Source organism: Nocardia sp. NPDC050799, from assembly GCF_040654015.1.
In the GTDB taxonomy this organism is placed as follows: domain Bacteria; phylum Actinomycetota; class Actinomycetes; order Mycobacteriales; family Mycobacteriaceae; genus Nocardia.
The window spans coordinates 1-26,231 of sequence record NZ_JBFAHF010000005.1 but is presented as its reverse complement, the minus strand read 5'-3'; the positions used below and the strand labels follow the sequence as shown (position 1 = coordinate 26,231).

Annotated in this window: 26 protein-coding genes; 18 read left to right on the top strand and 8 right to left on the bottom strand. The window is 70.3% G+C overall.

The genetic code is table 11. The annotated features are described in order from the left end of the window. Positions 1-36 precede the first annotated feature (36 nt). Positions 37-780 (bottom strand): peroxide stress protein YaaA, encoded by a 744-nt coding sequence (yaaA, locus tag AB0H42_RS07110; RefSeq protein ID WP_357051086.1) that lies wholly within the window; start codon positions 778-780, stop codon positions 37-39. 145 nt (positions 781-925) lie between these two features. Here yaaA and AB0H42_RS07105 point away from each other — a divergent pair, with 145 nt between their 5' ends. Next, a complete protein-coding gene (locus AB0H42_RS07105) occupies positions 926-2,683 on the top strand; it encodes a proline--tRNA ligase (protein WP_357051083.1) in 1,758 nt (585 codons plus the stop codon). Here AB0H42_RS07105 and AB0H42_RS07100 read toward each other — a convergent pair. Next, the gene (locus AB0H42_RS07100) at positions 2,645-3,298 is read right to left on the bottom strand and encodes a helix-turn-helix domain-containing protein (RefSeq protein WP_357051080.1); all 654 of its coding nucleotides are present in this window, start codon (positions 3,296-3,298) and stop codon (positions 2,645-2,647) included. The two genes, AB0H42_RS07105 and AB0H42_RS07100, sit on opposite strands and share 39 nt — an antisense overlap. A 334-nt stretch (positions 3,299-3,632) precedes the next feature. After that, on the bottom strand, positions 3,633-4,367 hold the full coding sequence (locus AB0H42_RS07095; RefSeq protein ID WP_357051077.1) for a glucose 1-dehydrogenase: 735 nt from the start codon (positions 4,365-4,367) through the stop codon (positions 3,633-3,635). A gap of 120 nt (positions 4,368-4,487) precedes the next feature. On the opposite strand from AB0H42_RS07095, the gene AB0H42_RS07090 reads away from it, so the two are divergent. The 4 genes from AB0H42_RS07090 (at position 4,488) to AB0H42_RS07075 (ending at position 8,958) form a co-directional block, all read left to right on the top strand. After that, a complete protein-coding gene (locus tag AB0H42_RS07090) occupies positions 4,488-5,564 on the top strand; it encodes a diacylglycerol kinase (RefSeq protein WP_357051074.1) in 1,077 nt (358 codons plus the stop codon). Positions 5,565-5,676: 112 nt separating this feature from the next. After that, positions 5,677-5,865, top strand: coding sequence for a hypothetical protein (locus AB0H42_RS07085; RefSeq protein ID WP_357051071.1), 189 nt, complete (start codon positions 5,677-5,679; stop codon positions 5,863-5,865). An 85-nt stretch (positions 5,866-5,950) separates the two neighbouring features. Further along, positions 5,951-7,837, top strand: coding sequence for a hypothetical protein (locus AB0H42_RS07080; RefSeq protein ID WP_357051069.1), 1,887 nt, complete (start codon positions 5,951-5,953; stop codon positions 7,835-7,837). Between the two features lie 248 nt (positions 7,838-8,085). Beyond that, positions 8,086-8,958, top strand: coding sequence for a hypothetical protein (locus AB0H42_RS07075; RefSeq protein ID WP_357051066.1), 873 nt, complete (start codon positions 8,086-8,088; stop codon positions 8,956-8,958). 12 nt (positions 8,959-8,970) lie between these two features. Here AB0H42_RS07075 and AB0H42_RS07070 read toward each other — a convergent pair whose 3' ends face one another. Then, positions 8,971-9,405, bottom strand: coding sequence for a ferritin-like domain-containing protein (locus AB0H42_RS07070; RefSeq protein WP_357051063.1), 435 nt, complete (start codon positions 9,403-9,405; stop codon positions 8,971-8,973). Further along, positions 9,402-9,965 carry a hypothetical protein gene (locus AB0H42_RS07065; RefSeq protein WP_357051060.1) on the bottom strand — a complete coding sequence of 188 codons (564 nt, stop codon included), beginning with the start codon at positions 9,963-9,965 and terminating at the stop codon, positions 9,402-9,404. Before AB0H42_RS07065 ends, AB0H42_RS07070 begins: the two co-directional genes overlap by 4 nt. 159 nt (positions 9,966-10,124) lie before the next feature. Here AB0H42_RS07065 and rimP point away from each other — a divergent pair, with 159 nt between their 5' ends. The 11 genes from rimP to truB all read left to right on the top strand — a co-directional run bounded on the left by rimP (position 10,125) and on the right by truB (position 21,458). Further along, positions 10,125-10,748, top strand: coding sequence for a ribosome maturation factor RimP (gene rimP / locus AB0H42_RS07060; protein WP_357051057.1), 624 nt, complete (start codon positions 10,125-10,127; stop codon positions 10,746-10,748). Further along, positions 10,745-11,773, top strand: a complete 1,029-nt coding sequence (gene nusA, locus AB0H42_RS07055; protein WP_265804560.1) for a transcription termination factor NusA — start codon at positions 10,745-10,747, stop codon at positions 11,771-11,773. Before rimP ends, nusA begins: the two co-directional genes overlap by 4 nt. Continuing rightward, on the top strand, positions 11,770-12,261 hold the full coding sequence (locus tag AB0H42_RS07050) for a YlxR family protein (RefSeq protein ID WP_357051054.1): 492 nt from the start codon (positions 11,770-11,772) through the stop codon (positions 12,259-12,261). The genes nusA and AB0H42_RS07050 overlap by 4 nt, the downstream gene beginning before the upstream one ends. A gap of 108 nt (positions 12,262-12,369) precedes the next feature. Further along, positions 12,370-15,369, top strand: coding sequence for a translation initiation factor IF-2 (gene infB / locus AB0H42_RS07045; RefSeq protein ID WP_357051051.1), 3,000 nt, complete (start codon positions 12,370-12,372; stop codon positions 15,367-15,369). Positions 15,370-15,487: 118 nt separating this feature from the next. After that, entirely contained in the window at positions 15,488-15,778 is a 291-nt protein-coding gene (locus AB0H42_RS07040) for a DUF503 domain-containing protein (protein ID WP_030521718.1), read from the top strand. Positions 15,779-15,870: 92 nt separating this feature from the next. Continuing rightward, on the top strand, positions 15,871-16,311 hold the full coding sequence (gene rbfA / locus AB0H42_RS07035; RefSeq protein WP_357051048.1) for a 30S ribosome-binding factor RbfA: 441 nt from the start codon (positions 15,871-15,873) through the stop codon (positions 16,309-16,311). A 12-nt stretch (positions 16,312-16,323) separates the two neighbouring features. Next, a complete protein-coding gene (locus AB0H42_RS07030) occupies positions 16,324-17,352 on the top strand; it encodes a bifunctional oligoribonuclease/PAP phosphatase NrnA (RefSeq protein WP_357051045.1) in 1,029 nt (342 codons plus the stop codon). A gap of 77 nt (positions 17,353-17,429) precedes the next feature. Next, positions 17,430-18,773 carry an MATE family efflux transporter gene (locus AB0H42_RS07025; protein ID WP_357051042.1) on the top strand — a complete coding sequence of 448 codons (1,344 nt, stop codon included), beginning with the start codon at positions 17,430-17,432 and terminating at the stop codon, positions 18,771-18,773. 58 nt (positions 18,774-18,831) lie between these two features. Beyond that, positions 18,832-19,791, top strand: coding sequence for a metallophosphoesterase (locus tag AB0H42_RS07020; RefSeq protein ID WP_357051662.1), 960 nt, complete (start codon positions 18,832-18,834; stop codon positions 19,789-19,791). A 99-nt stretch (positions 19,792-19,890) separates the two neighbouring features. Continuing rightward, a complete protein-coding gene (npt, locus tag AB0H42_RS07015) occupies positions 19,891-20,559 on the top strand; it encodes a 4'-phosphopantetheinyl transferase Npt (protein ID WP_357051039.1) in 669 nt (222 codons plus the stop codon). Continuing rightward, entirely contained in the window at positions 20,559-21,458 is a 900-nt protein-coding gene (gene truB / locus AB0H42_RS07010; RefSeq protein ID WP_357051036.1) for a tRNA pseudouridine(55) synthase TruB, read from the top strand. The genes npt and truB overlap by 1 nt, the downstream gene beginning before the upstream one ends. Positions 21,459-21,468: 10 nt before the next feature. On the opposite strand, the gene AB0H42_RS07005 is transcribed toward truB, so the two are convergent. The 3 genes from AB0H42_RS07005 to AB0H42_RS06995 are packed head-to-tail and all read right to left on the bottom strand — an operon-like array spanning position 21,469 to position 23,632. After that, positions 21,469-22,149 (bottom strand): GntR family transcriptional regulator, encoded by a 681-nt coding sequence (locus AB0H42_RS07005; RefSeq protein WP_357051033.1) that lies wholly within the window; start codon positions 22,147-22,149, stop codon positions 21,469-21,471. Beyond that, on the bottom strand, positions 22,136-22,867 hold the full coding sequence (locus AB0H42_RS07000) for a maleate cis-trans isomerase (protein ID WP_357051030.1): 732 nt from the start codon (positions 22,865-22,867) through the stop codon (positions 22,136-22,138). The genes AB0H42_RS07005 and AB0H42_RS07000 overlap by 14 nt, the downstream gene beginning before the upstream one ends. Positions 22,868-22,912: 45 nt before the next feature. Then, positions 22,913-23,632 (bottom strand): Asp/Glu/hydantoin racemase, encoded by a 720-nt coding sequence (locus tag AB0H42_RS06995; protein WP_210436807.1) that lies wholly within the window; start codon positions 23,630-23,632, stop codon positions 22,913-22,915. A gap of 107 nt (positions 23,633-23,739) precedes the next feature. Between AB0H42_RS06995 and AB0H42_RS06990 the strand changes: the two genes are divergently transcribed. Together AB0H42_RS06990 and AB0H42_RS06985 are read left to right on the top strand one after the other, a co-directional pair. Next, positions 23,740-24,705 (top strand): D-2-hydroxyacid dehydrogenase, encoded by a 966-nt coding sequence (locus AB0H42_RS06990; RefSeq protein WP_357051027.1) that lies wholly within the window; start codon positions 23,740-23,742, stop codon positions 24,703-24,705. Between the two features lie 13 nt (positions 24,706-24,718). Further along, on the top strand, positions 24,719-26,122 hold the full coding sequence (locus AB0H42_RS06985) for an amidase (RefSeq protein ID WP_357051024.1): 1,404 nt from the start codon (positions 24,719-24,721) through the stop codon (positions 26,120-26,122). The last annotated feature ends 109 nt before the right edge of the window (positions 26,123-26,231 follow it).

The following is a 26,231-nucleotide window of genomic DNA, read 5'->3' as shown; positions in this document are numbered from 1 at the left end:
GTCCGCAGCCGCCCGTCGGAGGTTCCGGGGCCCGAATCAGGTGAGGACGACCAGCTCGGTATCGGAGGCGACCTCGGTGCGCAGTCCGGCTTTGTTCGCGACCCGGGCGACCGCACGGATATCCCCGGGTTCGGCGCGGGTGAGCACCAGGGCCCGGGCCAGCAGGCCCTTGTGGTGCTTGTTGAAGTGGCTGACCACCGTGCGGGATCCGTCCGCGTGCTCGGTGAGCACCGTTGCGGTGACCGCGCCCGGTACCCGGCCGAGCTGCTGGTAGGTGCCCGAACGGAGGTCCACCACGAGTTCGTCGCCGGCCGCGTCGCGCAGGGCCGGGCCCAGGTGCTCACGCCAGACCGCGGCCAGGGTGGGCCGGCCCGGGAGTTTCGAGCCACCCGACAGCCGATAGGCGGGAATGGGATCACCGGCCCGCACCGCGCCGAAAAGCGCCGAGCCGACCGCGATCCGGGCGAGCGCTTTCGCGCGCTGGGTTCGGGTGAAGGAACTCGCGGCCAGCGCGTCGTACAGAACGCCGGTATAGCGTTCCAGCGCCGGCCGAGTCGGGGAGGTGCGCACCGCGGCGTTGCGGGCCAGCTCGGCCTCGGAGTTCTTGCCGAGCCCGAGGGCGGCCCGGGCGGCGTCCGGGTCACCGGCCAGTGCGACCAGGTCACCGACCAGCTGCGCACGGACCTCGGTGAGCGAGTCGAAGGCCAGCGCCGACAGATTCAGCGGGCCGCCGGAACCGCCGTCGGATTTGGTTTCGGAAGGGGGGAGCAGCACCAGCACGACCGGTTACGGTACCGGTCGCCGCCCCGCGCGCCCGCCGGGCCCGGCGGGACGGATCCGGGGCGCGGCGCCCGCCGAGCGCACGTCGCCCACCACCGGTAATCGAATGTGGCCGGCGGGTGCACAGGGGCTACGCTGGGCAACCGTGATCACCCGCCTCTCCCGACTGTTCCTCCGTACGTTGCGCGACGATCCCGCCGACGCCGAGGTGCCCAGCCACAAGCTGCTGGTGCGCGCCGGCTATGTGCGCCGGATCGCGCCGGGTGTGTACTCGTGGCTGCCGCTGGGCCTGCGGGTGCTGCACAGGGTGGAGGAGGTGGTGCGCGAGGAGATGAACGCCATCGGCGCGCAGGAGATCTCGCTACCGGCGCTGCTGCCGCGCGACCCCTACGAGGCCACCAACCGCTGGACCGAATACGGTGACGCCCTGTTCCGGCTGCAGGACCGCAAGGGCGCCGACTATCTGCTCGGCCCCACCCACGAGGAACTGTTCACCCTCACGGTGAAGGGTGAGTACAACTCCTACAAGGACCTGCCGGTCACCCTGTACCAGATCCAGGCCAAGTACCGCGACGAGGAACGGCCCCGGGCCGGCATCCTGCGCGGCCGCGAATTCATCATGAAGGACTCCTACTCCTTCGACCTCGACGAGGACGGGCTGAAGGCCAGCTACACCGCGCACCGCGAGGCCTACCAGCGTATCTTCGACCGGCTCGGCGTGAAGTACGTGATCGTCGCCGCGACCTCCGGCGCCATGGGCGGCAGTGCCTCCGAGGAGTTCCTGGCCGACAGCCCGGTCGGCGAGGACACCTATGTGGTGTGCCGGGAATCCGGATACGCCGCGAATGTGGAGGCCGTGGTCACCCCCGCGCCCGAGCCGCTGCCCCTCGAAGGGCAGCCTGAGGCGCAGGTCCACGACACCCCCGACACCCCGACCATCGCGACCCTGGTGGACTGGGCGAACGGTGCGGGAATCGCCGAGCGCTACGGCCGCCCGGTCACCGCCGCGGACACGCTGAAGAACGTCATGGTGAAACTGCGGCATCCCGATGGAAAGACCGAGATCATCGGTATCGGCGTGCCCGGCGATCGCGAGGTCGACGACAAGCGTCTCGGCGCGTCGGTCGAACCGGCCGAGGTGGAACTGCTCACCGACGCCGATTTCGCCGCCAACCCCTTCCTGGTGAAGGGTTATATCGGCCCGAAGGGGCTGCAGGCCAACGGTATCCGCTACCTGGTCGACCCCCGGGTGGTCACCGGCACCTCCTGGATCACCGGCGCCGACGCGCCCGGCAAACATGTCGTCGGCCTGGTGTCCGGCCGTGATTTCACCCCGGACGGCACCATCGAGGCCGCGCAGGTGCGCGACGGGGATATGTCCCCCGACGGCCGTGGCCCGCTGGTCTCGGCGCGTGGTATCGAGATCGGGCACATCTTCCAGCTCGGTTATAAGTACACCGACGCTTTCGAGGTCGATGTGCTGGGGGAGAACGGTAAACCGGTGCGGCTCGTGATGGGGTCCTACGGTATCGGCGTCTCGCGCATGGTGGCGGTCATCGCCGAACAGCAGCACGACGACAAGGGTCTGCGCTGGCCGTCCGAGGTCGCGCCGTACGACGTGCACGTGGTGATCGCCAACAAGGACGAGGCGGCCCGGGCCGGGGCCGAGGAGGTGGTGTCGGCACTGAACGCGCAGGGCCTGGACATCCTGTTCGACGATCGCACGGCCTCGCCCGGGGTGAAGTTCAAGGACGCCGAACTGCTCGGTATGCCCTACGTGCTGGTGATCGGCCGGGGCTGGGCCGAGGGCAGGGTGGAGCTGCGCGACCGGTTCACCGGAGAGACCCAGGACGTGCCCGCCGAATCAGCGGTCGAGGCGGTGCTCGCCCGGGTCCGCGGCTGACCCGCCGCTTTCTCGCCGAGCGGGTACGCCTCGCGTCGCCTGCTCGGCGAGCTGGAGTGCGGCCGCCCGCGTCGCTGCCGCGGCGGTCTGCTCGCCGGTGATGGAAAAGCTGATGATCGCGCCCTCGTGCAGGCTCAGCAGCTGCACCGCGAGCCGGTCGGGGTCCGCGGCCCCCGCCGCCGCGGCCAACTCCCGGAAGAGGTCGCGTAGCCACGTCTTCTCGTCGACGATCACCCGTCGGCCCGGGTGATCGGGTTCGGGCAGTTCGGCGAAGGCGTTGATGAAGCCGCAGCCACGGCTGTTGCCGGGCAGCCATTCGGGGAGAACGTCGAAGGGCACCAGTAGCCGCCGCATCGGATCGGTGTGCCCGGCCAGGTGGTCGGCGATCCGGGCGCGCCAGCGCCGGTCGCGATCTTCGAGATAGGTGACGAGCAGGCCGTCCTTGGAACCGAAGCGGTCGTACAGGGTGCGTTTGGTGACGCCGGATTCGGCGGCGATCGTATCGACGCCGACCGCGTGGATGCCGCGCGAGTAGAACAGCTCGGCGGCGGTGTCCAGGATCCGGCGGGCCGCCGGCGTGAGTGCCGGTTCTGCCCTGTCCGTCATGCCGGTCATGCGCGCCTCCCTTGCCTTCACAGGTCTGTGTACCTATCGTATAGGGCGACGGACTTTACAGATCTGTGTAGTGGAGGTCGGTATGCGGCGGATGATGCGTGGTCTGGTGAGATTCGCTCGCGATTTCGCGCTGGGAGTGCACACGGCCCACGGGATACGGCACGGCGTGGTGCGTCCGGAGGGTGCGCGGGAGCCTGCCGCGGAGACGGCGGAAGAAGGCCGGGTATGGGTGATGCGGGGTGGGCCGGTGGCCGCCGACCGTATGTCCGGATGGCCGCATCCCGCGCCGTCCGGGAGCTGAGCGCCCGCGGCGGGTGTGGCACCGGGTTCGGCGTTACTTGTGCGGGACTCCGGTGACCAGCCCGCCGTCCACCACGAATTCGCTGCCTGTCGCGTAGAAGGATTCGTCGCTGGCCAGGAAGAGGATGAAGGTGGCGACCTCGGCCGAGTCCGCCGGGCGGCCCAGCGGAATCGTCACCAGGTCGTCGGGGATGTTCTCGGTCATCGGGGTGCGGATGAGACCGGGGTGGACCGAATTGACCCGGATCTTGTGCGGGGCCAGTTCCAGCGCGGCGGATTTCGCCAGCCCGCGCACACCCCACTTCGATGCCACGTAGCCGTGTGCGAAGGGCGCGCCGCGCAGGCCTTCGACGGAGGAGACATTGATGATCGATCCGCCCCCGGCGGCGATCATGGGTTCGACGGCGGCGCGCATGCCCAGGAAGGTGCCGACCAGGTTGACGTCGAGGACCGCACGGAACTTCTCCAGGGACAGTTTCTGCAGCGGGGCGCCGTTGACGATCCCGGCATTGTTCACCAGTACGTCGAGCTTGCCGAATTCGGTGACGGCCGTCGCGACGGCGGTATCCCACTGGTCGGGCTCGGTGACGTCCAGCGGGACATAACGCGCGGGGGCTCCGATCTCATCGGCCAGGGCTTTGCCCTCGTCGTGGAGAACATCGCCGATGACAACCTGCGCGCCCTCGGCCACGAGCAGTTTCGCGTGGGCGGCGCCCATGCCCCGTGCGCCGCCACTGATCAGGGCGACTTTGCCGTCTACACGTCCCATGGCGGTGACGTTACCATGAAACTGGAACACGTTCTAGACACTGGTCCAGAGCCGTGCCCAGTTGGCAGGCGGCGGCTGAACAGCGTGTGCACCGCCGCGATCCCGGATCTAGGAGAATCAATGGCCCAACGCGTCGTCCTCATCGGCACCGGTAACGCCGGGCGGATCGCCCTCACCCAGCTCATCACCGACGCACGGTTCGAACTGGTCGGGGTATGGGTGTCCGACCCGGCCAAGATCGGCATCGACGCGGGGGAACTGGCCGGGCTGGGCGCCGGTACCGGGATCACGGCGGTCGGCGACCTCGACGAGCTGCTCGCCACCCGCCCGGACTGCGCGGTGTACTGCGCCATGGGCGATACCCGGCTGGTCGAGGCGATGGCCGATATCCGCCGCATCCTCGCCGCCGGAGTGAACGTCGTGGGCACCGCGCCCGGGCTGCTGATGTATCCGTGGGGGACGCTGCCGGCGAGATTCTTCGCCGAGGTGGAGGCGGCGGCCGCGGCAGGCGGCGCGAGTCTGTTCGTCAACGGAGTCGATCCGGGTTTCGTCAACGACCTGATCCCGTTCGCACTGGCCTCCACCTGCCGGCAGATCGAGCAGGTGCGCTGCCTGGAACTGGCGGACTACGCCACCTACGACGGCTCCACGGTCATGTTCGACGTCATGGGGTTCGGTACGCCGCTCGACACGACGCCGATGCTGCTGCAACCGGGTGTGCTGGGTATCGCGTGGGGTGCGGCGATGCGGGCGCTCGCGGCCGGGCTCGGCGTGCAGATCGATGAGATCACCGAAACCTACGAGCGGGAGCCCGCCCCGGAGAGCTTCCGGGTCGCGGTGGGCGAGGTGCCCGAAGGCACGCAGGCCGCGCTGCGTTTCGAGATCACCGGCCAGGTGGCCGGCCGCCCCGCCATCGTGGTCGAGCACATCACCCGGCTGCGTGACGATCTGCGACCGGACTGGGCGCGGCCGGCGCAGCCCGGCGGCTCCTACCGGGTGGAGGTCATCGGCGAACCCTCTTACGCGGTGGATATCTGCCCGTCCAGCCGGCACGGTGACCACAATTACGCGGCGATACTGGCCGGGGTGGGTCGGGTGGTCAACGCCATACCCGCCGTGGTGGCCGCCGAACCGGGTATCCGAACCACCGGTGACCTGCCGTTGTACACCGGCCCCGGGCTCAGGGCTCGCGGCTGACCGGGGGGATCTTCCGCCGGATTCGGCGGCGATCCGGCAGCGCACCTAAGCTCGGATACCAGAGCGTACGAGCCGCTGGCTCGGCGCCGAACCTCCAGGGAAGGTGCGCTGTATGTATGAGCCCGAACGGTCCGGCCATCGCGAGCCGAACCTGACCGAATTGCGCGAACGGGCCGCGCACGGTGATTCCGACGCCGTCGCGCAACTGCTGGATATCGGGGACGAACGCACCGATGCCGTGGATCTGAGCGAGTACGACCTCGGCGTGGCCGCCGAGCCGAACGCCGAGGCCGACAAGTAGGACCCCTTGTGGAAAACCGTCGCCGACCCGGCCGGAGCACCGATCCCACGGTGCTCCGGCCGGGTCGCTTGTAGGGTGGGTCGACATGGGAACCGCTCCGGCACTCACACCGGAGCGAACGTCTATCCGGAGCCCGGCGGCGTTCCCGGCGCACGCGCGGGCGGTGCTGGCGAACCGGCTGCGACTCCCCGGCGTCACCGTGTTGTGGGTGGCGGCCGGGCTCATCGCGGCACAACTCGCGGTCCGTGGGTGGGTGACCGCGCATGGATACTTCTACTGGGACGATCTGATCCTGGCCGGCCGGGCCGGGACCCTGCCGCTGCTGTCCGGTGATCTGCTGCTGCACGATCACGACGGCCATTTCATGCCGCTGGCCTTCGCGGTGTCCTGGCTGGTCACCACCATCGCGCCGCTGAACTGGGGCGTGACGGCGGCAGTGTTGCTGGCCGCCCAGCTGGCGGCCTCGCTCGCGGTGCTGCGCATGCTGCTGGTGCTACTCGGTCGGCGCCGGGCGCTGCTGATCCCCCTGGCGTTCTATCTGTTCTCCCCCCTCACCCTGCCCGCCTTCGCCTGGTGGTCGGCGGCGCTGAACGCCCTCCCCCTGCAGTTCGCGATCGCCTGGGTGGTGGGCGACGCGGTGCTGCTGGACCGTACCGGCCGCCGCCGGTACGCGATCTCCGGAGTCCTGGTCACGACGGTGGGGCTGCTGTTCTTCGAAAAAGCGGTCGTGGTGCCGTTCGTGGCGTTCGCCGTGGTACTGCTGCGGCGCTACGTCGACGGGCACCGTCCGGCCGTGCCGGAGGTACTGCGACGCGGCGCGGGGCTGTGGGCCGGGGCCGCGGCGGTCGTCGCGCTGTGGGCGGTGTTCTATCTGGCGGCGGTCGGGATTTCGAGCGGCGAGGGCGGCTCCGCCGACCTGGCCCATATGCTGCCCCGCGCGGCCTGGGCCGGAGTGGTGACCGCGCTCCTGGGCGGGCCGTGGGGCTGGGAACGGTGGGTGCCGTCGGCGCCGTGGGCCGTCGCCCCCGGCTGGGCGGTCTGGGCGGCGTGGGCGCTGCTGGCCGCCGGAATACTGCTGACCGTCCGGGCCCGGCGCGTGGTCTGGCCGGTGTGGGTGGCGGCGGTGGTCTACGTACCCGCGGTGCAGATTCCGGTGGTCCTGATGCGGGCGGGGCCCAATACCGTCGACGAACTCATGATGTCGTTGCGCTATCTGGCCGATGCCGCGGTGGTTCTCACCGCGGCGGGCGCCCTGATCCTGCGGGCCTTCGTGCGTGGCCGTGTGGTGGGCGGCGCCTTGCCTGGGTACACGACAGGAGACAGCCGGTGGCGCGGGCCCCTCCCTGCGATCGTCGTGGTGGCGATATTCGCGCTGAGCAGCCTCTGGTCGACCTACACGTTCACCCGCAGCTGGTCCGAGGGGCCGACGAAAGCGTATGTGAGCACGGTGAAATCGGAGTTCGCGCAGTGGGACGGGGCTCCGCTGCTCGCCCAGGAGGTGCCGTGGACCGTGTTGAATCCGACGGCCTATCCGGAGAACGAGGCGGGCCGGGTGCTCTCGTCGATCGCCCCGCCCGGCGCCTTCGCCGCCGCCACCGACCGCCTGCGCATGATCACCGACTCCGGCGAATTCGCCGATGCCCGCGTCTGGTGGAACCGCGGAATCCCGCCCGGTCCGGAACCGGGCTGCGGTTACCGGATCGGCGGGGATCTTTCGGTCCGGGTCCCCCTCGATGGCCCCATGATCGCGCACGAGTGGACCGCCCAGCTCAACTATTTCGCCGATCGCGACGCGACTCTCACCGTGGGGCTCGAACGCGGTGACCGGGTCGAGGCGCCGGTACGGGCCGGCCTGAACACCGTCTACGTGCGGATCGTCGGCAGCGGCTCGGCACTGATCCTCCGGAACGGGACCCCCGGATCGGTGGTGTGCCTGGGTACCGGTCCGGTCGGAGTGGCGTCGTACTCGTAGCGAGGTGCCGTCGTGCCGGTAGCCCGGGCGCCGGGCGCTTCCCGCCGATTACGCTCCCCGAGCGTGCCTTCCCACTCCCGGTGGTAGCAGCCGGGAGTGGCGGTGGTTACGTGTCAGATGTCGCGTGGTGTCCGGGTCCACGGTCGAGGGGACGAGTCGATCCGGGCGTCGGCGGCGTGAGGTTTCGTGCACGGTATAGCGGCCGCGGTCGTGACGACCGGGCCCGAGGGTGAAGCGAGGCGGTGGCGATGACCGAGGACGGTGCGTCCGTGGACTCCGTCACCGGAGAGCTGGCCACCAGGCTCGGGACGGTCGGGGGGTACGCCGGCGAGGCGATGCGGCGCGGCGTGCGGGACGCGGCCGGGGGTGCGCAGACGATCGCCTTGCTGGTGCAGGCGGATACGGCGGCCACGCAGCATCTCGAACCGGCCGATACCGCCGCCCCCACCGCGCCCGGCGGTGCGGAACCCCCGCCGCCCGCAGCACTCCCGCCCGCCGGGGACGTCCCGCCACCCGCCGACCGTCCCGTCCCGGAGGAGAAGTCCACCGAGACCGGTGCCGCCGATCACTACCGGGGTTCCGCCGACCGGCCGACGGCCGACGCTTCCCCGGAATCCACGTCGACCCGTGGAGCGGTAGGTGACCGGCCTGTCCCGGATCCGGGCCCGGCACCGCGTGCGGCGGCCGAGGCGCACCCGGCCCCGGATACCACCCCGGCCCAGGAACCATCACCCAAGCCCGCCCTCGGCCCGCCGGCCGCGGAGCAGCACCCGGCACCGCCGGTCCCCACCACGGACGACCCGTCCCGGGCCGACGCTGCGGTGCCGCCGGGCGACCCGATCGCCGCGGCCGCCGGGCACACCCCGTGGACTCCCGCGGGATCGGAGCAGACATCCGGTCATCCGCCCGGGTCCACGCCGTGGAACTCGGGGACGGGCTCGTCGATGCCCTATGCTCCCGGCATGCCGGGCGGGCTGGGATCCCTCACCCCGCAGGAACGCCCACCGCGGGGCAGCGCGCCCTGGTCGCGTGGCCGCGGCAGCAAGGAGGAGACGGTCTTCCCCCGGCCCCGGCCCGATCGGTCGAACTCGACCAACCGCACGGAATGGGCACCACCCTGATCCGGAACCGGATCAGGGTTGTCCGGGGAACGCGGTGGTCGCCGGGGCGATACCGGCCGCTGCCTGCCAGACGGCTCGCCGCCCGGCCGATTCGGTGAGCGCTTCCAGACCGGTGCGCCGGATGAGCTCGGTACCGGCGTGTTCGATCACCGCGCGCCAGGCCACGGCCGAATCGGTTTCCACCACTATGGCCAGCCGCGCGGCCGACGCCGGGTCGGTGACCTCGACGGGCACCGTGTAGGCGGGCTCGGGAGGTGGCGCGGCGGCCCCGTCGCCGGTGAGGAGATCGACGGTGCCGTCCCGGCGGGCGCGGTGCGCGGCGGTGTGCTCGTTGACCGTGCGCCGCAGCTCCGGGCTCGAATGGGCGGCGATCACGCCGTACGCGTAGACCGCCGCGTATTCGGCGTCGAGGGCGTCGCGCAGCGCCTGCTGTTCTTTCCCGCTCATACCAGCAGCACCCCCACCTGAACCGCGCAGGCGGCGCTGATCGAGGCGAGCAGGCCCGCCCGATACCCGGACTGGGTGACGGCGAGATCGGATGCGGCCCGCTGCGAGGACGTCAGCTGATCGCGCAGCGCGGCGATACTCGGTGGCGCGTGCGGGGCCGCTGTCGTGGTGGGCGCCGGGGTGCGTACGGCGGGGGTCGTCCCGTCGCCGTAGACGCCGATCGCCCGATCGATCTCGGTGCGCAGCGCCGCCGCGTGCGCGGTGCGTTCCGCGGCGATGACGGTGAGCGCGTCCGTGCGCTGCGGTTCGATCGCGATGGCGGCGGTGGCCGCCGCGGCATCGCTGCGTGCTGAGAATTCCTGCGCGACCAGCACATCCGGCTCGGTGATCGGCTCTTCCGCGCAGGCGACCAGGGCGCCGACGGCGAACAATCCGACTGTGCCGCCGCCCGCGACCCGTAGCGCGGTACGGCGATTCATCCGGCGGGCGCTGCCCGCCCGGTCGGGGGAGGGGCCGCGGGGACACCCGGCCGCGGGCCGGTCGGTAACGCGCTCGGTCACCGGACCATCGTGCCAGACCGCAGGCGCCCCCCGGCTGCGGGCACCACCGCGCGAACTTACCGCCGACCGCTGGTCCTTTACCTTCTCCGGGCGCGTTACGCTAGGTCACCGGCACAGAACATTTCCGTCCGCGTGACAACTGAACCAGGAGCTGCCCATATGCCCATGCCGACCGAGGAGAGGGTGAGCCGGCTCGTCGCCGGACTCGTCGCCGGTCGAGGATTCGATCTCGAGGGTGTCGAGGTTTCGACCGCGGCGGGACAGACCCGGGTACGGGTTATCGTGGACAGTGACCGCAGCGCCGACCTGGACAGTATCGCCGAACTCAGCGCGCAGGTGTCGGCTTGCCTGGACGACGCGGACGACGAATTCGAGGCCGCCCGGTACCTGCTCGAGGTAACCACCCCCGGAATCGACCGCCCGCTCACCGCCCCCCGGCACTGGCGCCGGGCTCGCGGCCGGAAGGCCGAGATCACCTTGAAACCGGGCGTCGCACCGCCGGAACCCGGCCTGCCGACGCGCTTCACCGCCCGGATCGGTGTCCTCGACGACGATCGGATCGCGCTGGTACTGAGTGGCAAACCCGGACCGCGCCTGGCGAGTGTCGGTCTGGCGGATATCGCGCGCGCCGTGGTGGAGGTGGAGTTCTCCCCGCCGAACGCGCGCGAACTCGAACTTGCCGGGGGCGTCGCCGCCGGCCGCCCGCCCGCGGGAGTGGACGCCGCGGAGCCCACCGGAACTGCTGTCGCCGCGTCCGATTCGACCGAAGGGACCATGGAATGAACATCGAAATCGAAGCCCTGCGCGCCATCGTGGCGGATAAGGGGATATCGATCGAAACCGTGATCTCCGCGATCGAATCCGCGTTGCTCACCGCCTACAAGCATACCGAGGGTCATCAACCCAACGCCCGGGTCGAGATCAATCAGCGCACCGGAGTCGTGCGGGTGCTGGCCACCGAACTCGACGCCGACGGCAATGTGATCTCCGAATGGGACGACACCCCCGAGGGTTTCGGCCGGATCGCCGCCACCACCGCGCGTCAGGTCGTACTGCAGCGGTTGCGGGACGCGGAGAACGAGAAGTCCTTCGGTGAGTTCTCGACCCACGAGGGCGATATCGTCGGCGGCGTGGTGCAGCGCGACGCGCGCGCCAATGCCCGTGGCACGGTCGTGGTGCGGATCGGCAGCGAGTTGCACGGGACCGAGGGTCTGATCCCGTCCGCCGAGCAGGTGCCCGGCGAGAGCTACGAGCACGGCGACCGGATCAAGTGCTACGTGGTGGGGGTGTCGCGGGGCTCGCGTGGTCCGCAGATCACGCTGTCGCGGACCCATCCCAATCTGGTTCGGCGCCTGTTCGCGCTGGAGGTGCCCGAGATCGCGGACGGGTCGGTGGAGATCGTGGCGGTGGCCCGGGAGGCGGGGCACCGATCCAAGATCGCGGTGCGCTCCACGGTCTCCGGGGTGAACGCCAAGGGCGCCTGTATCGGTCCGATGGGGCAGCGGGTGCGCAATGTGATGAGCGAACTGGCCGGCGAGAAGATAGACATCATCGACTATGCCGACGATCCGGCGACTTTTGTCGGTAATGCACTCTCGCCGTCGAAGGTGGTTTCCGTCACAGTTGTGGACCCGGACGCCCGGGCCGCCCGGGTGATCGTCCCGGATTTCCAGCTCTCGCTGGCCATCGGCAAGGAGGGGCAGAACGCCCGCCTCGCGGCCCGGCTCACCGGCTGGCGGATCGATATCCGCAGCGACGCGGCCCCGGACGCCGGAGGCGCGGTGCGAACGGAGGCGCATCGCCGGTGACACCCGACCCCGAATCGGCGTCCGCGCGGCCGGCGACCCGCGACCAGCGAACACGCCGCGCGGACTCGGTCCGCGCGACGTCATCGGGGGCGGGGTTGGAGGGCACGCAGCGGTCAGCGGTAGAGTGGTACAAGGTTCGGTCCGAGTCTTCGGTTACCGACCGCGAACGCGGCGATGAGTCGGCGGCGCTCCGGCGCCCGGTGGCTCCGGTGCGAACGTGTGTCGGTTGCCGGAAACGCGAACCGGCCCCCGAACTGCTGAGGATCGTGGTGTGCGGATGTTCGACCGGCGACGGTGCGGACACAGTCACAATCGTTCCCGATCCACAGCGCAGACTTTCCGGGCGGGGTGCGTGGCTGCACCCCTTTTCGGCTTGTCTGAGCACAGCGGTCCGGCGCCGAGCGATCGGCAGAGCACTACGAGTGTCCGGACATCTGGATATCTCAGCCGTGGAGCAACACCTCGAGAACAGGCACGAGCACTCATGAGCACACCGTGAAGTACCAACGATGAACGTCCATCGGAGTTAACCCGAGGTCGTGCGGGTCCCCGCCAGCAGGCGGGCGGCACTGCTCGACCTCTCAGTGAGGAGAGCAGTGGCAGGCAAGGCCCGCGTGCACGAGTTGGCCAAAGAACTCGGTGTCACGAGCAAAGAACTACTCGCGAAGCTCAAGGAGCAGGGCGAGTTCGTGAAGTCTGCGTCGTCGACGGTGGAGGCACCCGTCGCGCGCCGGCTGCGCGAATCGTTCGCGGCGAAATCCGCCCCGGCGAAATCCGGATCCAACGGATCCAAGACCACCGCGCGCCCCGGTCCCTCGGGCGCGGCGAAACCCGCGGCGCCCGGCCCGCGCCCCGGACCGCGGACCCCCGCGGCCCCGAGCCCGGCCGATACCGCGCCGACCGCCGAGTCCACCGTGGCTCCGGCCGCCGGTAACGCCCCGAAACCGGCGGGTCCGCGTCCCGGCCCCGCGGTGAAGCCGGGTCCGGCGCCCACCCAGGAGCCCGAGCGTCCCCAGGCGCAGGCCCCCACGGCCGAACCGGCAGCCCCCGGCGCGCGTCCGGCGGGCAATGCCCCGCGTCCCGCTCAGGCGCGTCCGGCCGCCCCCGGCCAGGGCCCGGCCCGGCCGGGCCCGAAGCCCGGCCCCAAGACCCCGCGCGTCGGCAACAACCCGTTCTCGTCGGCGCCCGAACGTGAGCGTCCGTCCCCGCGTCCGCAGCCGGGCCCCCGCCCGGCTCCGGGCCAGGGCGGCCCGCGTCCCGGTCCGGCGCAGGGCGGCCCGCGCCCGCAGGGCGGTCCGCGCCCGCAGGGCGGCCCCCGTCCCGGCCAGAATGCCCCGCGTCCCGGTCCCGGCGGTCCCCGTCCGGCGGCCGCTCAGGGCGGTCCCCGTCCCGGTGGTCCGCGGCCGAGCCCCAACTCCATGCCCCCGCGTCCGACCCCCGGTGCGATGCCGCAGCGTTCGGCCCGTCCGGGCCCGGCCGCCGGTGGTCGGCCCGGTCGTCCAGGTGGCGGCCCCGGTGGCGGCGGTGGTCGGCCCGGTGGTGGTGGCGGCGGCGGTGGTTACCGCGGTGGTGGCGGCGGCGCCCCCGCCGGTACCGGTGCTCCCGCCGGTGGTGGCGGTTTCCGTGGTCGTCCCGGTGGTGGCGGTGGCCGGCCGGGCGGTCCCGGTGGCCGTGGTGGTGCGGCCGGTGCGTTCGGCCGGCCCGGTGGCGCGCCCCGGCGTGGTCGCAAGTCGAAGCGGCAGAAGCGCCAGGAATACGATTCGATGCAGGCCCCGTCGGTCGGCGGCGTGCGGTTGCCCCGTGGCAACGGTGAGGTGATCCGTCTCGCTCGCGGCGCGTCGCTGTCCGATTTCGCGGAGAAGATCGACGCGAACCCGGCTGCCTTGGTCCAGGCTCTGTTCAACCTGGGCGAGATGGTCACCGCGACCCAGTCGGTCAACGACGAGACCCTCGAGCTGCTCGGCGGCGAGATGAACTACGTCGTGCACGTGGTCAGCCCCGAGGACGAGGACCGCGAGCTGCTGGAATCGTTCGACCTGACCTACGGTGAGGACGAGGGCGGCGAGGAAGACCTCGAGCAGCGTCCGCCCGTGGTCACCGTCATGGGTCACGTCGATCACGGTAAGACCCGACTGCTGGACACCATCCGTAAGGCGAATGTCCGTGAGGGCGAGGCCGGCGGTATCACCCAGCACATCGGCGCCTACCAGGTGCTCACCCATCTGGGCGACGACGACCGGCTCATCACCTTCATCGACACCCCGGGTCACGAGGCGTTCACCGCCATGCGTGCCCGCGGTGCGAAGGCCACCGATATCGCGATCCTGGTGGTCGCCGCCGACGACGGCGTCATGCCGCAGACGGTGGAGGCGATCAACCACGCGCAGGCGGCCGACGTGCCGATCGTGGTGGCGGTCAACAAGATCGATAAGGAAGGCGCGAACCCGGAGAAGATCCGGCAGCAGCTGACCGAGTACAACCTGGTGGCCGAGGAGTACGGCGGCGACACCATGTTCGTCGACATCTCCGCCAAACAGGGCACCAATATCGACGCCCTGCTGGAGGCCGTGCTGCTCACCGCGGACGCCGCGCTCGACCTGCGGGCGAATCCGGAACAGGATGCCCAGGGTGTGGCCATCGAGGCGCATCTGGACCGCGGTCGCGGCCCGGTCGCCACGGTGCTCATCCAGCGCGGCACGCTGCGGGTCGGCGATTCCATCGTCGCCGGCGACGCCTACGGCCGCGTCCGCCGGATGGTCGACGAGCACGGCGCCGATGTCGAGGCGGCCCTGCCGTCGCGGCCGGTGCAGGTGGTCGGTTTCACCTCGGTGCCCGGCGCCGGTGACAACCTGCTGGTGGTGGACGAGGACCGGATCGCCCGCCAGATCGCCGACCGGCGCAACGCGCGTAAGCGCAACGCGCTGGCCGCGCGTAGCCGCAAGCGCATCAGCCTGGAAGATCTGGATGCCGCGCTGAAGGAAACCAGCGAGTTGAACCTCATCCTCAAGGGTGACAACTCCGGTACCGTCGAGGCGCTCGAAGAGGCCCTGCTCGGGATTCAGATCGACGACGAGGTCCGGCTGCGGGTCATCGACCGCGGTGTCGGTGGTGTCACCGAGACCAACGTGAACCTGGCGTCGGCGTCGAACGCGATCATCATCGGGTTCAATGTCCGGGCCGAGGGCAAGGCGACCGAACTCGCCAACCGCGAAGGCGTGGACATCCGGTACTACTCGGTGATCTACCAGGCCATCGACGAGATCGAGAGCGCGCTCAAGGGCATGCTCAAGCCCATCTACGAAGAGGTGGAGCTCGGCCGGGCCGAGATCCGCGCCATCTTCCGCTCCTCGAAGATCGGTCTCATCGCCGGCTGCATGGTCACCTCGGGCAGCGTCAAACGCAATGCCAAGGCTCGTCTGCTGCGCGACAACGTGGTGATCGCCGAATCCACGACGATCAGCTCGTTGCGGCGGGAGAAGGACGATGCCACCGAGGTTCGCGAGGGCTTCGAATGCGGTATGACGCTGACCTACTCCGATATCAAGGAAGGCGACATCATCGAGGCCTACGAGTTGCGCGAGAAGCCGCGCGACTGAGCTGATACGGGCCGGGCGGAATTCCACCGCCCGGTCCGGCCATCGATATCGGCACAGCGATGACCGGCCCGATGGGCGGTCCCGCCGGGCCGGAATGTCGCGATAACCGGGAGGTTGCGTGTACCTGGGTGCACTCGAATTCGACATCCTGCTGGGTGATGTGCACTCATTGAAGGAGAAGCGTTCGGTGATCCGGCCGATTCTGGCCGAACTCCAGCGCTTCGGGGTGAGCACTGCCGAGGCGGGGGAACACGACCGATACCGCCGCACCCTGCTCGGGGTGGCGATGGTGTCGGCCGGAATGGACCATCTGACGGCCGTGCTGGATCGATGCGAACGGCATGTCGCGGCACGTCCGGAGTTACAGTTGCTGGCAGTACGCCGGCGCGTCTTCGGACCCGAGGACTGACCGGCCGCGAGTGATATCAGCGGTGGCCGCGGTCCGTGCGGCAAATATCGCGCGGACCGTCCCACCGTCGCTGAACAGGGAAAGGAGCGGCCATGGTGGATCAAGCCAGGGCACGCCGGCTCGCCAAGCGGATCTCCGCGATCGTGGCCACGGCAATCGAATACGAAATCAAAGATCCGCGGCTGCGTTTCGTCACCGTCACCGACGCACGGGTGACCGGCGATCTGCACGATGCGACGATCTTCTACACGGTGATGGGTGAAACCGTCGACGCCGAACCCGACTACGCCGCCGCGTCCGCGGGCCTGGAGAAGGCCAAGGGAGTACTGCGGTCGAAGGTGGGCGCGGGCACCGGGGTGAAGTTCACTCCCACGCTCAGCTTCGTGCTCGATACCGTGCCGGACGCGGCGCAGCAGATGGAGAATCTGCTGGCGCGGGCGCGGGCCGCCGACGACGAAGTCGCGCGGGTTGCCGCCGAGGCCACCCCGGCGGGTGACGCGGACCCGTACAAAACACCCCGCGACGACGACTGAATCGCGGCCGATATGACCACAACCGGTGCCGCGGTCGATTTCACCGCGGCCGTCGGGGCGCTGGACAGCGCACGCTCGGTAACCATCCTGTGCCATATCCAGCCCGATGCCGACACCCTCGGCAGCGGTCTGGCGCTGGCCGCGGTACTGGACCGCCGCGGCGTGCCGGTACGGGTGTCGTTCGCCGAACCGGCCGAACCGGCGGCCGGACTGCGTACCCTGCCGGGGATGCGGTTCCTGGTGCCGCCCGGCGAGGTGCCGGCCGAGGTGGATCTGCTGGTCACAGTGGACTGCGGCAGTGCGGGCCGGCTCGGGGCACTCGCCGACCGGCTGCCCGGGGCGTCGCGCACGCTGGTGATCGACCACCATCGGTCCAACACCCGGTTCGGGGAGATCAACCTGATCGATCCCGACGCCGTGTCCACCGCCAGTGTCATCACGGCCCTGCTGGACGCCTGGGGTGAGCCGATCGACGCCGGGATCGCCCACTGCCTGTTCGCCGGGCTGGCCACCGACAGCGGGTCGTTCCGCTGGGTGACCCCCGGGACCCACGCGCTGGCCGAACGGTTGCTGGCCACCGGTATCGACGGTGCCGCCATCACCCGCACCCTGATGGACACCCATCCCTTCGCGTGGTTGCAGATGTTGTCGACAGTGCTCGCCTCGGCCCGGCTCGATCGCGCGGCGCACGGCGGAACCGGGCTGGTCGCGGCGTTCGTGCTGGCCACGGATCTCGCGGAGGTGCGGCAGGAAGAGGCCGAAAGTGTGGTCGATATCGTGCGCGCGACCGCGGAGGCCGGGATCGCGGCAGTGTTCAAAGAAGCCCGCCCGACCGATGACCGACGCCGCTGGACGGTATCGCTGCGGTCCAAGGACAGCGGTCCCGGGACCGGCGACGGCGCCGATGTCGCGGCCGTGGCCGCGGGTCTGGGCGGCGGCGGTCATCGCTACGCGGCCGGGTACACGACCTACGGTGAGCCGGCGGACATCCTGGCGCAGTTGCGTACCGCGCTGGGCCGGCGTGCGAGCGCTCGCGAATAGTTGAAGAGGCGCCCCGCGGCGCGACCCGGGGCCGCCGGGCGCGCTCGCACGGGGCGAGTACGGACGGGAAGCCGACGATGCACACGGAGCTGACCGGGCCACCGGCCCCGGCGGTGGGGCCCCGGCGGATCCTGGGTCTGGCGCTGCCGACCCTGGGCGTGCTGGTGGCCGAACCGATCTACCTGTTGTTCGATTTCGCCGTGGTGGGCCGGCTGGGGGCGCCGGCGCTCGCGGGACTGGCCGTCGGTGGCCTGATCCTCGCCCAGGTCAGTTCGCAGCTGACCTTCCTCGCCTACGGGACGACCGCTCGCTCGGCGCGGCGGCACGGGGCGGGGGACGAGCCGGGAGCGATCGAGGAGGGCGTCCAGGCGAGCTGGCTGGCCGGCGGTATCGGACTGGTGATCGTCCTGGTGGTGCAGGTGGCCGGGGTGCCGATCGCCGGAGCCGTCGCGGGGGACACGGAGATCGCGGCCGAGGCGCTGGCCTGGTTGCGGATCGCCCTGTTCGGAGTGCCGCTGATCCTGCTGTCCATGGCCGGGAACGGGTGGATGCGGGGGGTGCAGCAGACGCGGCGCCCGTTCACCTATGTGGTGCTCGGGCTGGGCTTGTCGGCGGTGCTGTGCCCGCTGCTGGTGCACGGACTCGCCGGGCTGCCGCGGCTGGGACTGCCCGGGTCCGCGGTGGCCAATGTGGTGGGTCAGGCGGTGACGGCCGGGCTGTTCCTGGGTGCGCTCGCCCGGGCCCGGGTGCCGCTCGCCCCGCAGCTGCCGGTGATGCGGGCCCAGCTGGTGCTCGGCCGTGATCTGATCGTGCGAAGTCTCGCCTTCCAGGCGTGTTTTGTCTCCGCCGCCGCCGTCGCGTCCCGGTTCGGGGCGGCGTCGGTGGCGGCACATCAGCTGGTCCTGCAGCTGTGGAATTTCCTCGCCCTCACCCTGGATTCGCTGGCCATCGCGGCGCAGACGCTGGTGGGATCGGCGCTGGGCGCCCGGAACGCGGCGGGCGCGCGGGCGGTGGCCCGCCGGGTCACCGGCTGGTCGGAAGTGTTCGCGCTGGCCCTGGCCGCGGCCTTCGCGGCCGGTGCGGTGCTGATTCCGCCGGTGTTCACCACCGATCCGGCGGTCCTGGACCGGACCGGCGTCGTGTGGTGGTACTTCGTGGCCATGATCCCGGTGGCCGGTGTGGTCTTCGCGCTGGACGGGGTGCTGCTGGGTGCGGGGGACGCCGCCTATCTGCGCACCACCACCCTGGGGGCCGCCCTGGTCGGCTTCCTGCCGGCGATCTGGCTGTCGCTGGTCTTCGACTGGGGGATCGGCGGAATCTGGTGCGGTCTGATCGCGTTCATGCTGTTGCGGCTGGCGGCGGTGAGCGCGCGGGCGCTCTCGGGGCGCTGGATCCGTGTCGGTGCCGAAATCCCGTCGTGAGCGGGTGGCCGGGTACAGAGGTGCCGGGCGACGCAGGCGATATGCGAAGGTGGGTGTGGTGATACCCAAGTTGATGGCGGTGAGTGATATCCATGTCGGTCACCAGGGCAACAAGCCGGTGGTCGAGGACATCCGTCCCGATTCCCCGGAGGACTGGCTGATCGTCGCCGGTGATGTCGCCGAACGCAGCGACGATATCCGCTGGGCGTTGAAACTGCTGCGGGAGCGGTTCGCCACCGTGATCTGGGTGCCCGGCAACCACGAACTGTGGACTACCGCCAAGGATCCGGTACAGATGCACGGGGCGGCACGCTATGACTACCTGGTCTCGATGTGCCGGGATCTGGACGTGCTCACCCCGGAGGACCCGTTCCCGGTGTGGACCGGCGCGGGCGCCGAGGCCCACGGCGGCGCGGTGACCATCGCTCCGCTGTTCCTGCTCTACGACTACTCGTTCCGGCCCGAGGGTGCCCGCACCAAAGCCGAGGGCCTGGCCATCGCGCGGGAGCGCAATGTCGTGGCCACCGACGAATTCCTGCTGTCGCCGGACCCCTACCTCACCCGCGACGCCTGGTGCGAGGCCCGGGTGCGCGCGACCCGGCGCAGGCTCGATAATCTGCCCGAGGGCACCCCGCTGGTGCTGATCAACCATTTCCCGCTGCTGCGCGAGCCCACGGATATGCTCTGGTACCCCGAGTTCGCGCTGTGGTGCGGGACCGAGCAGACCGCCGACTGGCACACCCGCTACAACGTGCTCTGCGCCGTCTACGGGCATCTGCACATCCCGCGGACCACCTTCTACGACGGGGTCCGGTTCGAGGAGGTCTCGCTCGGCTATCCGCGGGAATGGCAGAAACGCGGTAAGCCCGACAACCTGCTACGCCAGATCCTGCCCGACCCGAAGTACGCCCCCGGTGATCTGAACGAATGGGGCGGCCATTTCCGGGTGACGCCCGAGATGGCGGCCGCCGCGGCGGAGATGCGGGCCAAGGCACAGCGCCGGCGGGGGCTGGACTGAGGTGCCCGGCCGTACCCCGGGGTTCCCGGCAGCGCCGTGCGCGGGCGGTGGGCGGTGTGCCCGGCGTCGCCGGGTGCGCACCCAGTAGGCTCGGCGACGATGATCGAGACAATTCTGCCCGCCGATGTCGCCTCCGCCGAGTTGTTCGACTATCCGGAGGATCTGAAACCGCATCCCGCCGAGGAGCACCTCATCGCGAAATCGGTGGACAAGCGGCGACGTGACTTCATCGGCGCGCGGCACTGCGCCCGGCAGGCCCTGGCGCAGCTCGGCGAACCGGCGGTGGCGATCGGCAAGGGGGAGCGGGGCGCGCCGGTGTGGCCGCGCGGGATCGTGGGCAGCCTCACACATTGCGACGGCTTCCGCGGGGCGGCGCTGGCACACAAGATGCGCTACCGGTCGATCGGGATCGACGCCGAACCACACGACACCCTGCCCGAGGGAGTTCTCGATTCGGTGAGCCTGCCCGCCGAACGGGAATGGCTGCGCACCAGCGATTCCGCGCTGCACCTCGATCGCCTGCTGTTCTGTGCCAAAGAGGCCACCTACAAGGCGTGGTTCCCGCTCACCACCCGCTGGCTCGGTTTCGAGGACGCGCACATCACCTTCACCGTGGACGAGGCCACCGACAGCACCGGCTCGGGGACCTTCCGGTCGCAGCTGCTGGTACCCGGGCAGACCGGGGACGGCGGACTGCCGCTGACCTCCTTCGCCGGGCGCTGGCGGATCACCGGCGGTTTCATCGTCACCGCGATCGCGCACGGCTGATGGCGGATCTGCTGGGCGGTCTGCTGATCGTCGACAAGCCGGAGGGCCCGACCAGCCACGATATCGTGGCGAAAACGCGCAAATTGTTGCGCACCAAGAAGATCGGGCATGCAGGCACGCTCGATCCCATGGCGACCGGGGTGCTGGTGCTCGGGGTGGAACGTGCCACCAAACTGCTGGGACTGCTCACCCTCACCACGAAGAGCTATACCGCGACCATCCGCCTGGGCCGGTCCACCACCACCGACGACGCGGAGGGCGAGGTGCTCACCACCACGGCGGCCGACGGTATCGACGACGCCGGGATCGCTCGGGTGGTCGCCACACTCACCGGTGAGATCCAGCAGGTGCCGGCCACCGTGAGCGCGATCAAGGTCGGTGGGGAGCGGGCCTACGCCCGGCATCGGGCCGGCGAAGAGGTGAAACTCGCGGCGCGTCCGGTCACCGTCTCCCGGTTCGAGGTGCTGGCGCGTCGCGACCTTCCGGACGAGAGCCTGGTCGATCTGGATGTGGTGGTCGACTGCTCGTCGGGCACCTATGTGCGCGCGCTGGCCCGCGATCTGGGTGCGGCGCTCGGCGTGGGCGGCCACCTGACCGCGTTGCGACGGACCCGGGTCGGGCCGTTCACACTGGAGCACGCGCGCACGCTGGAGGAGCTGGCCGAGGATCCGGCGCCCAGTTTGGGTATCGATGCCGCGGTGGCCCTGTGCTTCCCGCATCGCACGATCGACGCCGCCGAGGCGGACAAACTGCGGGACGGGCGCTGGCTGGAACCCGTCGGGACAGCGGGCGTATATGCCGCCCGCACCGCGGACGAGAAGGTGATCGCGCTGCTCCAGGAGAAGGGTAATCGTGCCTCGCCGGTGCTGGTGGTGCGCCCGCGGGGGCTGATCGACTGATCGCCCGGAATCAGCCGGGGATCGGTTCGGCGGTGTACCGGCCGCGCAGCCGCTGGACCGCGTCGTCCATATGTTCACGCAGCAGCCGGTGTATCCGGGGTGCTGTGGCCGCCCCGATCGCCTCGCGCAACGCCACATGCTCCTGGGCCTGGACTCCCAGATCCGGGTAGGTGGTTTGCAGGGCGCCCAGGCACATCCGGGTCTCGATCAGTAGCGTGCGCGCCGCCCGGACCAGTCGCGGGCTACCGGCGGCCGCCACCAGCGCCTCGTGGAACTGCCGATCGGCGTCGGAGACGCCCGCGGCATCCCCGGCCTCGGCCCGGTCGAGCATGACCTGCACGCTCGGAGCCAGTGCCGCGTAGGCGATCTCCCGGCGGCCGTCGAGGATCAGGGTGAGTGCCCCGCCCTCGATGGCGGTGCGGGAACGGTAGATATCGACGACATCGGCGAGGGTCAGCTCGATGACGAAGATGCCGCGATTGCGGATACTGCGTAGCAGTCCCTCCGACACCAGGCGCTGCATGGCTTCCCGGACCGGTCCCCGGGAGACCCCGAACTGCGCGGCCAGATCGGCTTCGCCCAGCTGGGCGCCCGGCTCCAGACCACCGCGCACAATCGCCTCGCGCAGTTTGTCCGCGATCACTTCGGCGGTGGACCGCTGATCGACCGGTTCGAAATCAACCACCGACATGTTCGGCCCCTTCCGCGAACAATGCGCCCAGCGACGACGATATCGGGGTTGCGCCGATGAGCCGCAATCCTTCCCAGATGGTGACCTGGTTCGCGGTGAGCACCGGTTTGCCCAGCGCTTCTTCCAGCCGCGGCAGTACTTCGAGTGTGTGCATGGCGGTATCGGGGATCAGTAGCGCCTGCGCGTCGGGGTGGTCGTTGGCGACGGCGAGTTCGAGTACCTGCTCGGTGGTGAGCGTGCCGACCTCCGCCGCGGTTTCGATACCCGCGCTCCGGAACGCGACCACCGTGATTCCGGCGTCGGCCAGGAAATCGGCGAACAGCCGTGCGACCTCGTCGGGGTAGCTCGCCGCTACCGCCACCCGGTGCACACCGAGCGCTCGGGCCGCCGAGACGAACGCGAAGCTGGTGCTGGAGGCGGGTATGCCCGCGGCTTCCGCCAGGCCGCGAACCTGCTCGCGGGCGCCGTCCGGGCCGAAGACGAAACTGCCGGAGGTGCAGGCCCAGACGACCGCGTCGGGTTGCTGTGCGGCGAGCTGCTCGGCCCCGTGCCGCAGTTTGTCCGGGCTGCCCAGATCCAGTAGTTCCGGGATCGCGTGCAGGTCGGTGCCGTAGATGTGGGCCACCGGCAGGCGGACGCCGAGCAGCGATTCCGCGCGCGGGTAGTCGTCCTCGGCGGCGTGGTCGGGGTAGATGAAACCGATCGTGGGTGCCGTCATGGGGTCTCCGTTCTCGAATCGGGATCTGTGGGTGGACGGCATATCTCAGAACACCTCCAGCAGCCATCGGCCGGGGCCCATCATGGGCAGTTTCATGCGGCCGAGACAGGCCCACATGGTGAGCTGGTTGGCGGTGAGGATCGGCTTGCCCAATGCCTTTTCCAGCGGTTCGATGATGTCGTAGGTGGGCAGATTGGTGCAGCTGACGAAAATGGCCTCGGCCTGCGGATCGTCGGCGCCGATGATCCGTTCGGCGATGGTGCGATAGTTGACTTTCCAGATACCGCCGCCCAGGCCCAGGTGTTCGGAGCGGACCACCGTGCAGCCGGCTTCGTCGAGGAAATCGCGTAGTTTTCCGGTGAGCACTTCGTCGTAGGGGGTCATGATCGAGATCCGGCCGATATCGAGATGGCGGACGGCCTCGAGCAGCGCGCCGGAGGTGGTGACGGCGTTCGCGGCGCCGGCGCGGCAGATGGTGTCGCGCAGCGAGCGTTCGTACTCGATTCCCTTGATGAAACTGCCCGAGGTGCACAGGTAGGCGACGACCTCGGGTTCGACGTGCAGCACATTGCGCGTCGCGGCCGTCAGATGCACCGCGTCGGAGACCAGTTCGGCCATGGCCAGCGAGACGGGGACCGGTTCGTACGGTGTCCGCGCCAGGTGCAGGCTCACCTCCAGCGGTGCCCAGCGCCAGAGTTCGCGCTCGAGCGCCAGGTCGAACGGTGCGATGACACCGATGCCCCGCTGCGCGACCGGGCCCTCCATATCGGGAAAATCGAACTCCACTGCGGCCCCTCTCGCACTCAGCCGGGAAGACCTCCGAGAACGATCGGATTGTTGACAATCATACGATGTGACCATACCGTGTCAATATGGAATCGGGACCGATTGTCACAGTTGTGCACAGTGGCCGTCCGCCCGATCCGGCCCTGATGGCGCCGGTGAGTGCGCGGGCCACGGTGCGGGACACCGACTCCGCCGGATTGGCGGACGCGCTGCCCGGCGCGCAGGTGCTCTTCGTCTACGACTTCCAGACGCACGCGCTGCCCGACGCCTGGCCCGCGGTCGACCGGCTGCAGTGGGTGCACGTCGCCGCGACCGGTGTCGATACCGTGCTGTTCCCCGAACTGTGCGGCAGCGACGTGGTCGTCACCAATACCCGGGGCGTCTTCGACACCGCGATCGCCGAATACGTCCTCGGGCAGATCCTGGATTTCGCCAAGGATCTCACCGGCTCCCATCGGCTCCAGCAGCAGCAGGTCTGGCGGCACCGTGAATCCGAGCGTATCGCGGGCGCCACCGCGCTCGTCGTCGGCACCGGGGCGATCGGCCGGGCCATCGCCGGACTGCTGCGTGCCACCGGGATGCGGGTACGCGCGATCGGCCGCCGGGCCCGCCACGACGATCCGGATTTCGGTGTCGTGAGCACCGACCTGTACGCCGAACTGCCCTGCGCCGACTACGTGATCGCCATCGCCCCGCTCACCGACCGCACCCGGCACATGTTCGACGCCCGCGCGTTCGGCGCCATGAAACCCCACGCCCGGTTCATCAATGTGGGCCGCGGCGAACTCGTGGTGACCGACGACCTCGTCGCCGCCCTGCGTTCGGATGGAATCGCCGGTACCGCGCTGGACGTGGTGGACCCGGAACCGCTACCGTCCGGCCATCCGCTGTGGACCCTGCCCACCGCGCGGATCACGCCGCACAACTCCGGGGATTTCATCGGCTGGCGTGCCGAGATGGTCTCCGCGTTCGCCGCCAACTTCGACCGCTGGTCGGCCGGCCGTCCGCTGGACAATGTCGTCGACAAAACGCTCGGGTACGTGCCCGGCTGAAGGAGGGCCTCAGATGAGCCGACCCGAGACCCCGCGACCGACCGACCCCGTCGAGATGACCGCGGTGGAACTGGTCTCGGCCTATGCCGCCGGGATCCTGTCCCCGGTCGAAGCGACCGAGGCCGTGCTCGCCGCCATCACCGCCCGCGATACCGATATCAACGCCTACTGCCTCGTCGACCCCGACCGGGCGCTGGTGCAGGCCAAGGATTCCGAGGCCCGCTGGCAGTCCGGACACGTTCGCGGCCTGCTCGACGGGGTACCCATCTCGATCAAGGACATCTTCCTCACCGAGGGCTGGCCCACCCGGCGCGGCTCCCTGAGCATCGGCCCGGAAGGCCCGTGGCCGGTGGACAGTCCCGTCGCCGCCCGGGTGCGGGAGGACGGCATGGTGATCGTCGGTAAGACGACCACACCGGAGATCGCCTGGAAGGGTGTGACGGACAGTCCGCTCACCGGGATCACCCGCAACCCCGTCGACCCCACCCGCACCGCGGGCGGGTCCTCCGGCGGCAGCGCCGCGGCGGTCGCCGCCGGGATGGGTCCGGTCTCGGTCGGCACCGACGGCGGCGGCAGCGTCCGGATCCCGGCCGCGTTCTGCGGCATCGTCGGATTCAAACCCACCCACGGCCGTATCCCGCTGTACCCGGCCAGCCCGTTCGGTCCGCTGGCCCACGGCGGGCCGCTGACCCGCACGGTCGAGGACGCGGCACTGCTGCTCGATATCCTCGCCCTCCCGGACCCGCGCGATCCCACCGCGCTCGCGCCCACACTGACCACGTTTCGCGGCCAGATCCAGCGCGATGTCCGCGGCGTGACCGCCGCCTATTCGGCGACGCTGGGCTATGTCCGGCCCGATCCCGAGGTCGAGGCGATCGTGTCCGGGGCCGTGCACGCGCTCGAGACCGCCGGGTTGCGTGTCTCGGCCGCCGACCCCGGCTTCCCCGACCCGCGCGACGCCTTCGATGTGATGTGGGCGGCGGGCGCCGCGGCGATGCTGGCGAACTTCCCGGCGGGTGCGCGCCAGAACGCCGACCCCGGCCTGCGGCGGATCTGGGAACAGGGTGAAACCCTTACCGCGACCGACTATCTCGACGCCCGCGCGGTCGCCGCCCAGGTGGCGATCACCATGGGGACGTTCCACACCGCCTACGACATCCTCCTCACTCCCACGGTCCCGATCACGGCGTTCGAAGCCGGCCACGATGTGCCGCCCGGCAGCGATATGTCGGACTGGCCGGATTGGACGCCCTACACCTACCCGTTCAATCTCACTCAGCAACCCGCCCTCAGCATTCCGGCCGGGCGGACGAGCGACGGCATGCCGGTCGGGCTACAGATCGTAGGGCCCCGGCACTCCGACGACCTGGTGCTGGCGATCGGGCGGTACGCGGAAGCGGTACTGGCCGGGCGCTGAGCTGTGTTCATTGGCGGCGCCTGCGGCGCCGCGGGGTCGAGGCCCCCTTGGTCCCGCCGTTCAGCCCTCGAGACTCGCGCCTGCGGCGCATGCACTTCGAGGGCTGAAC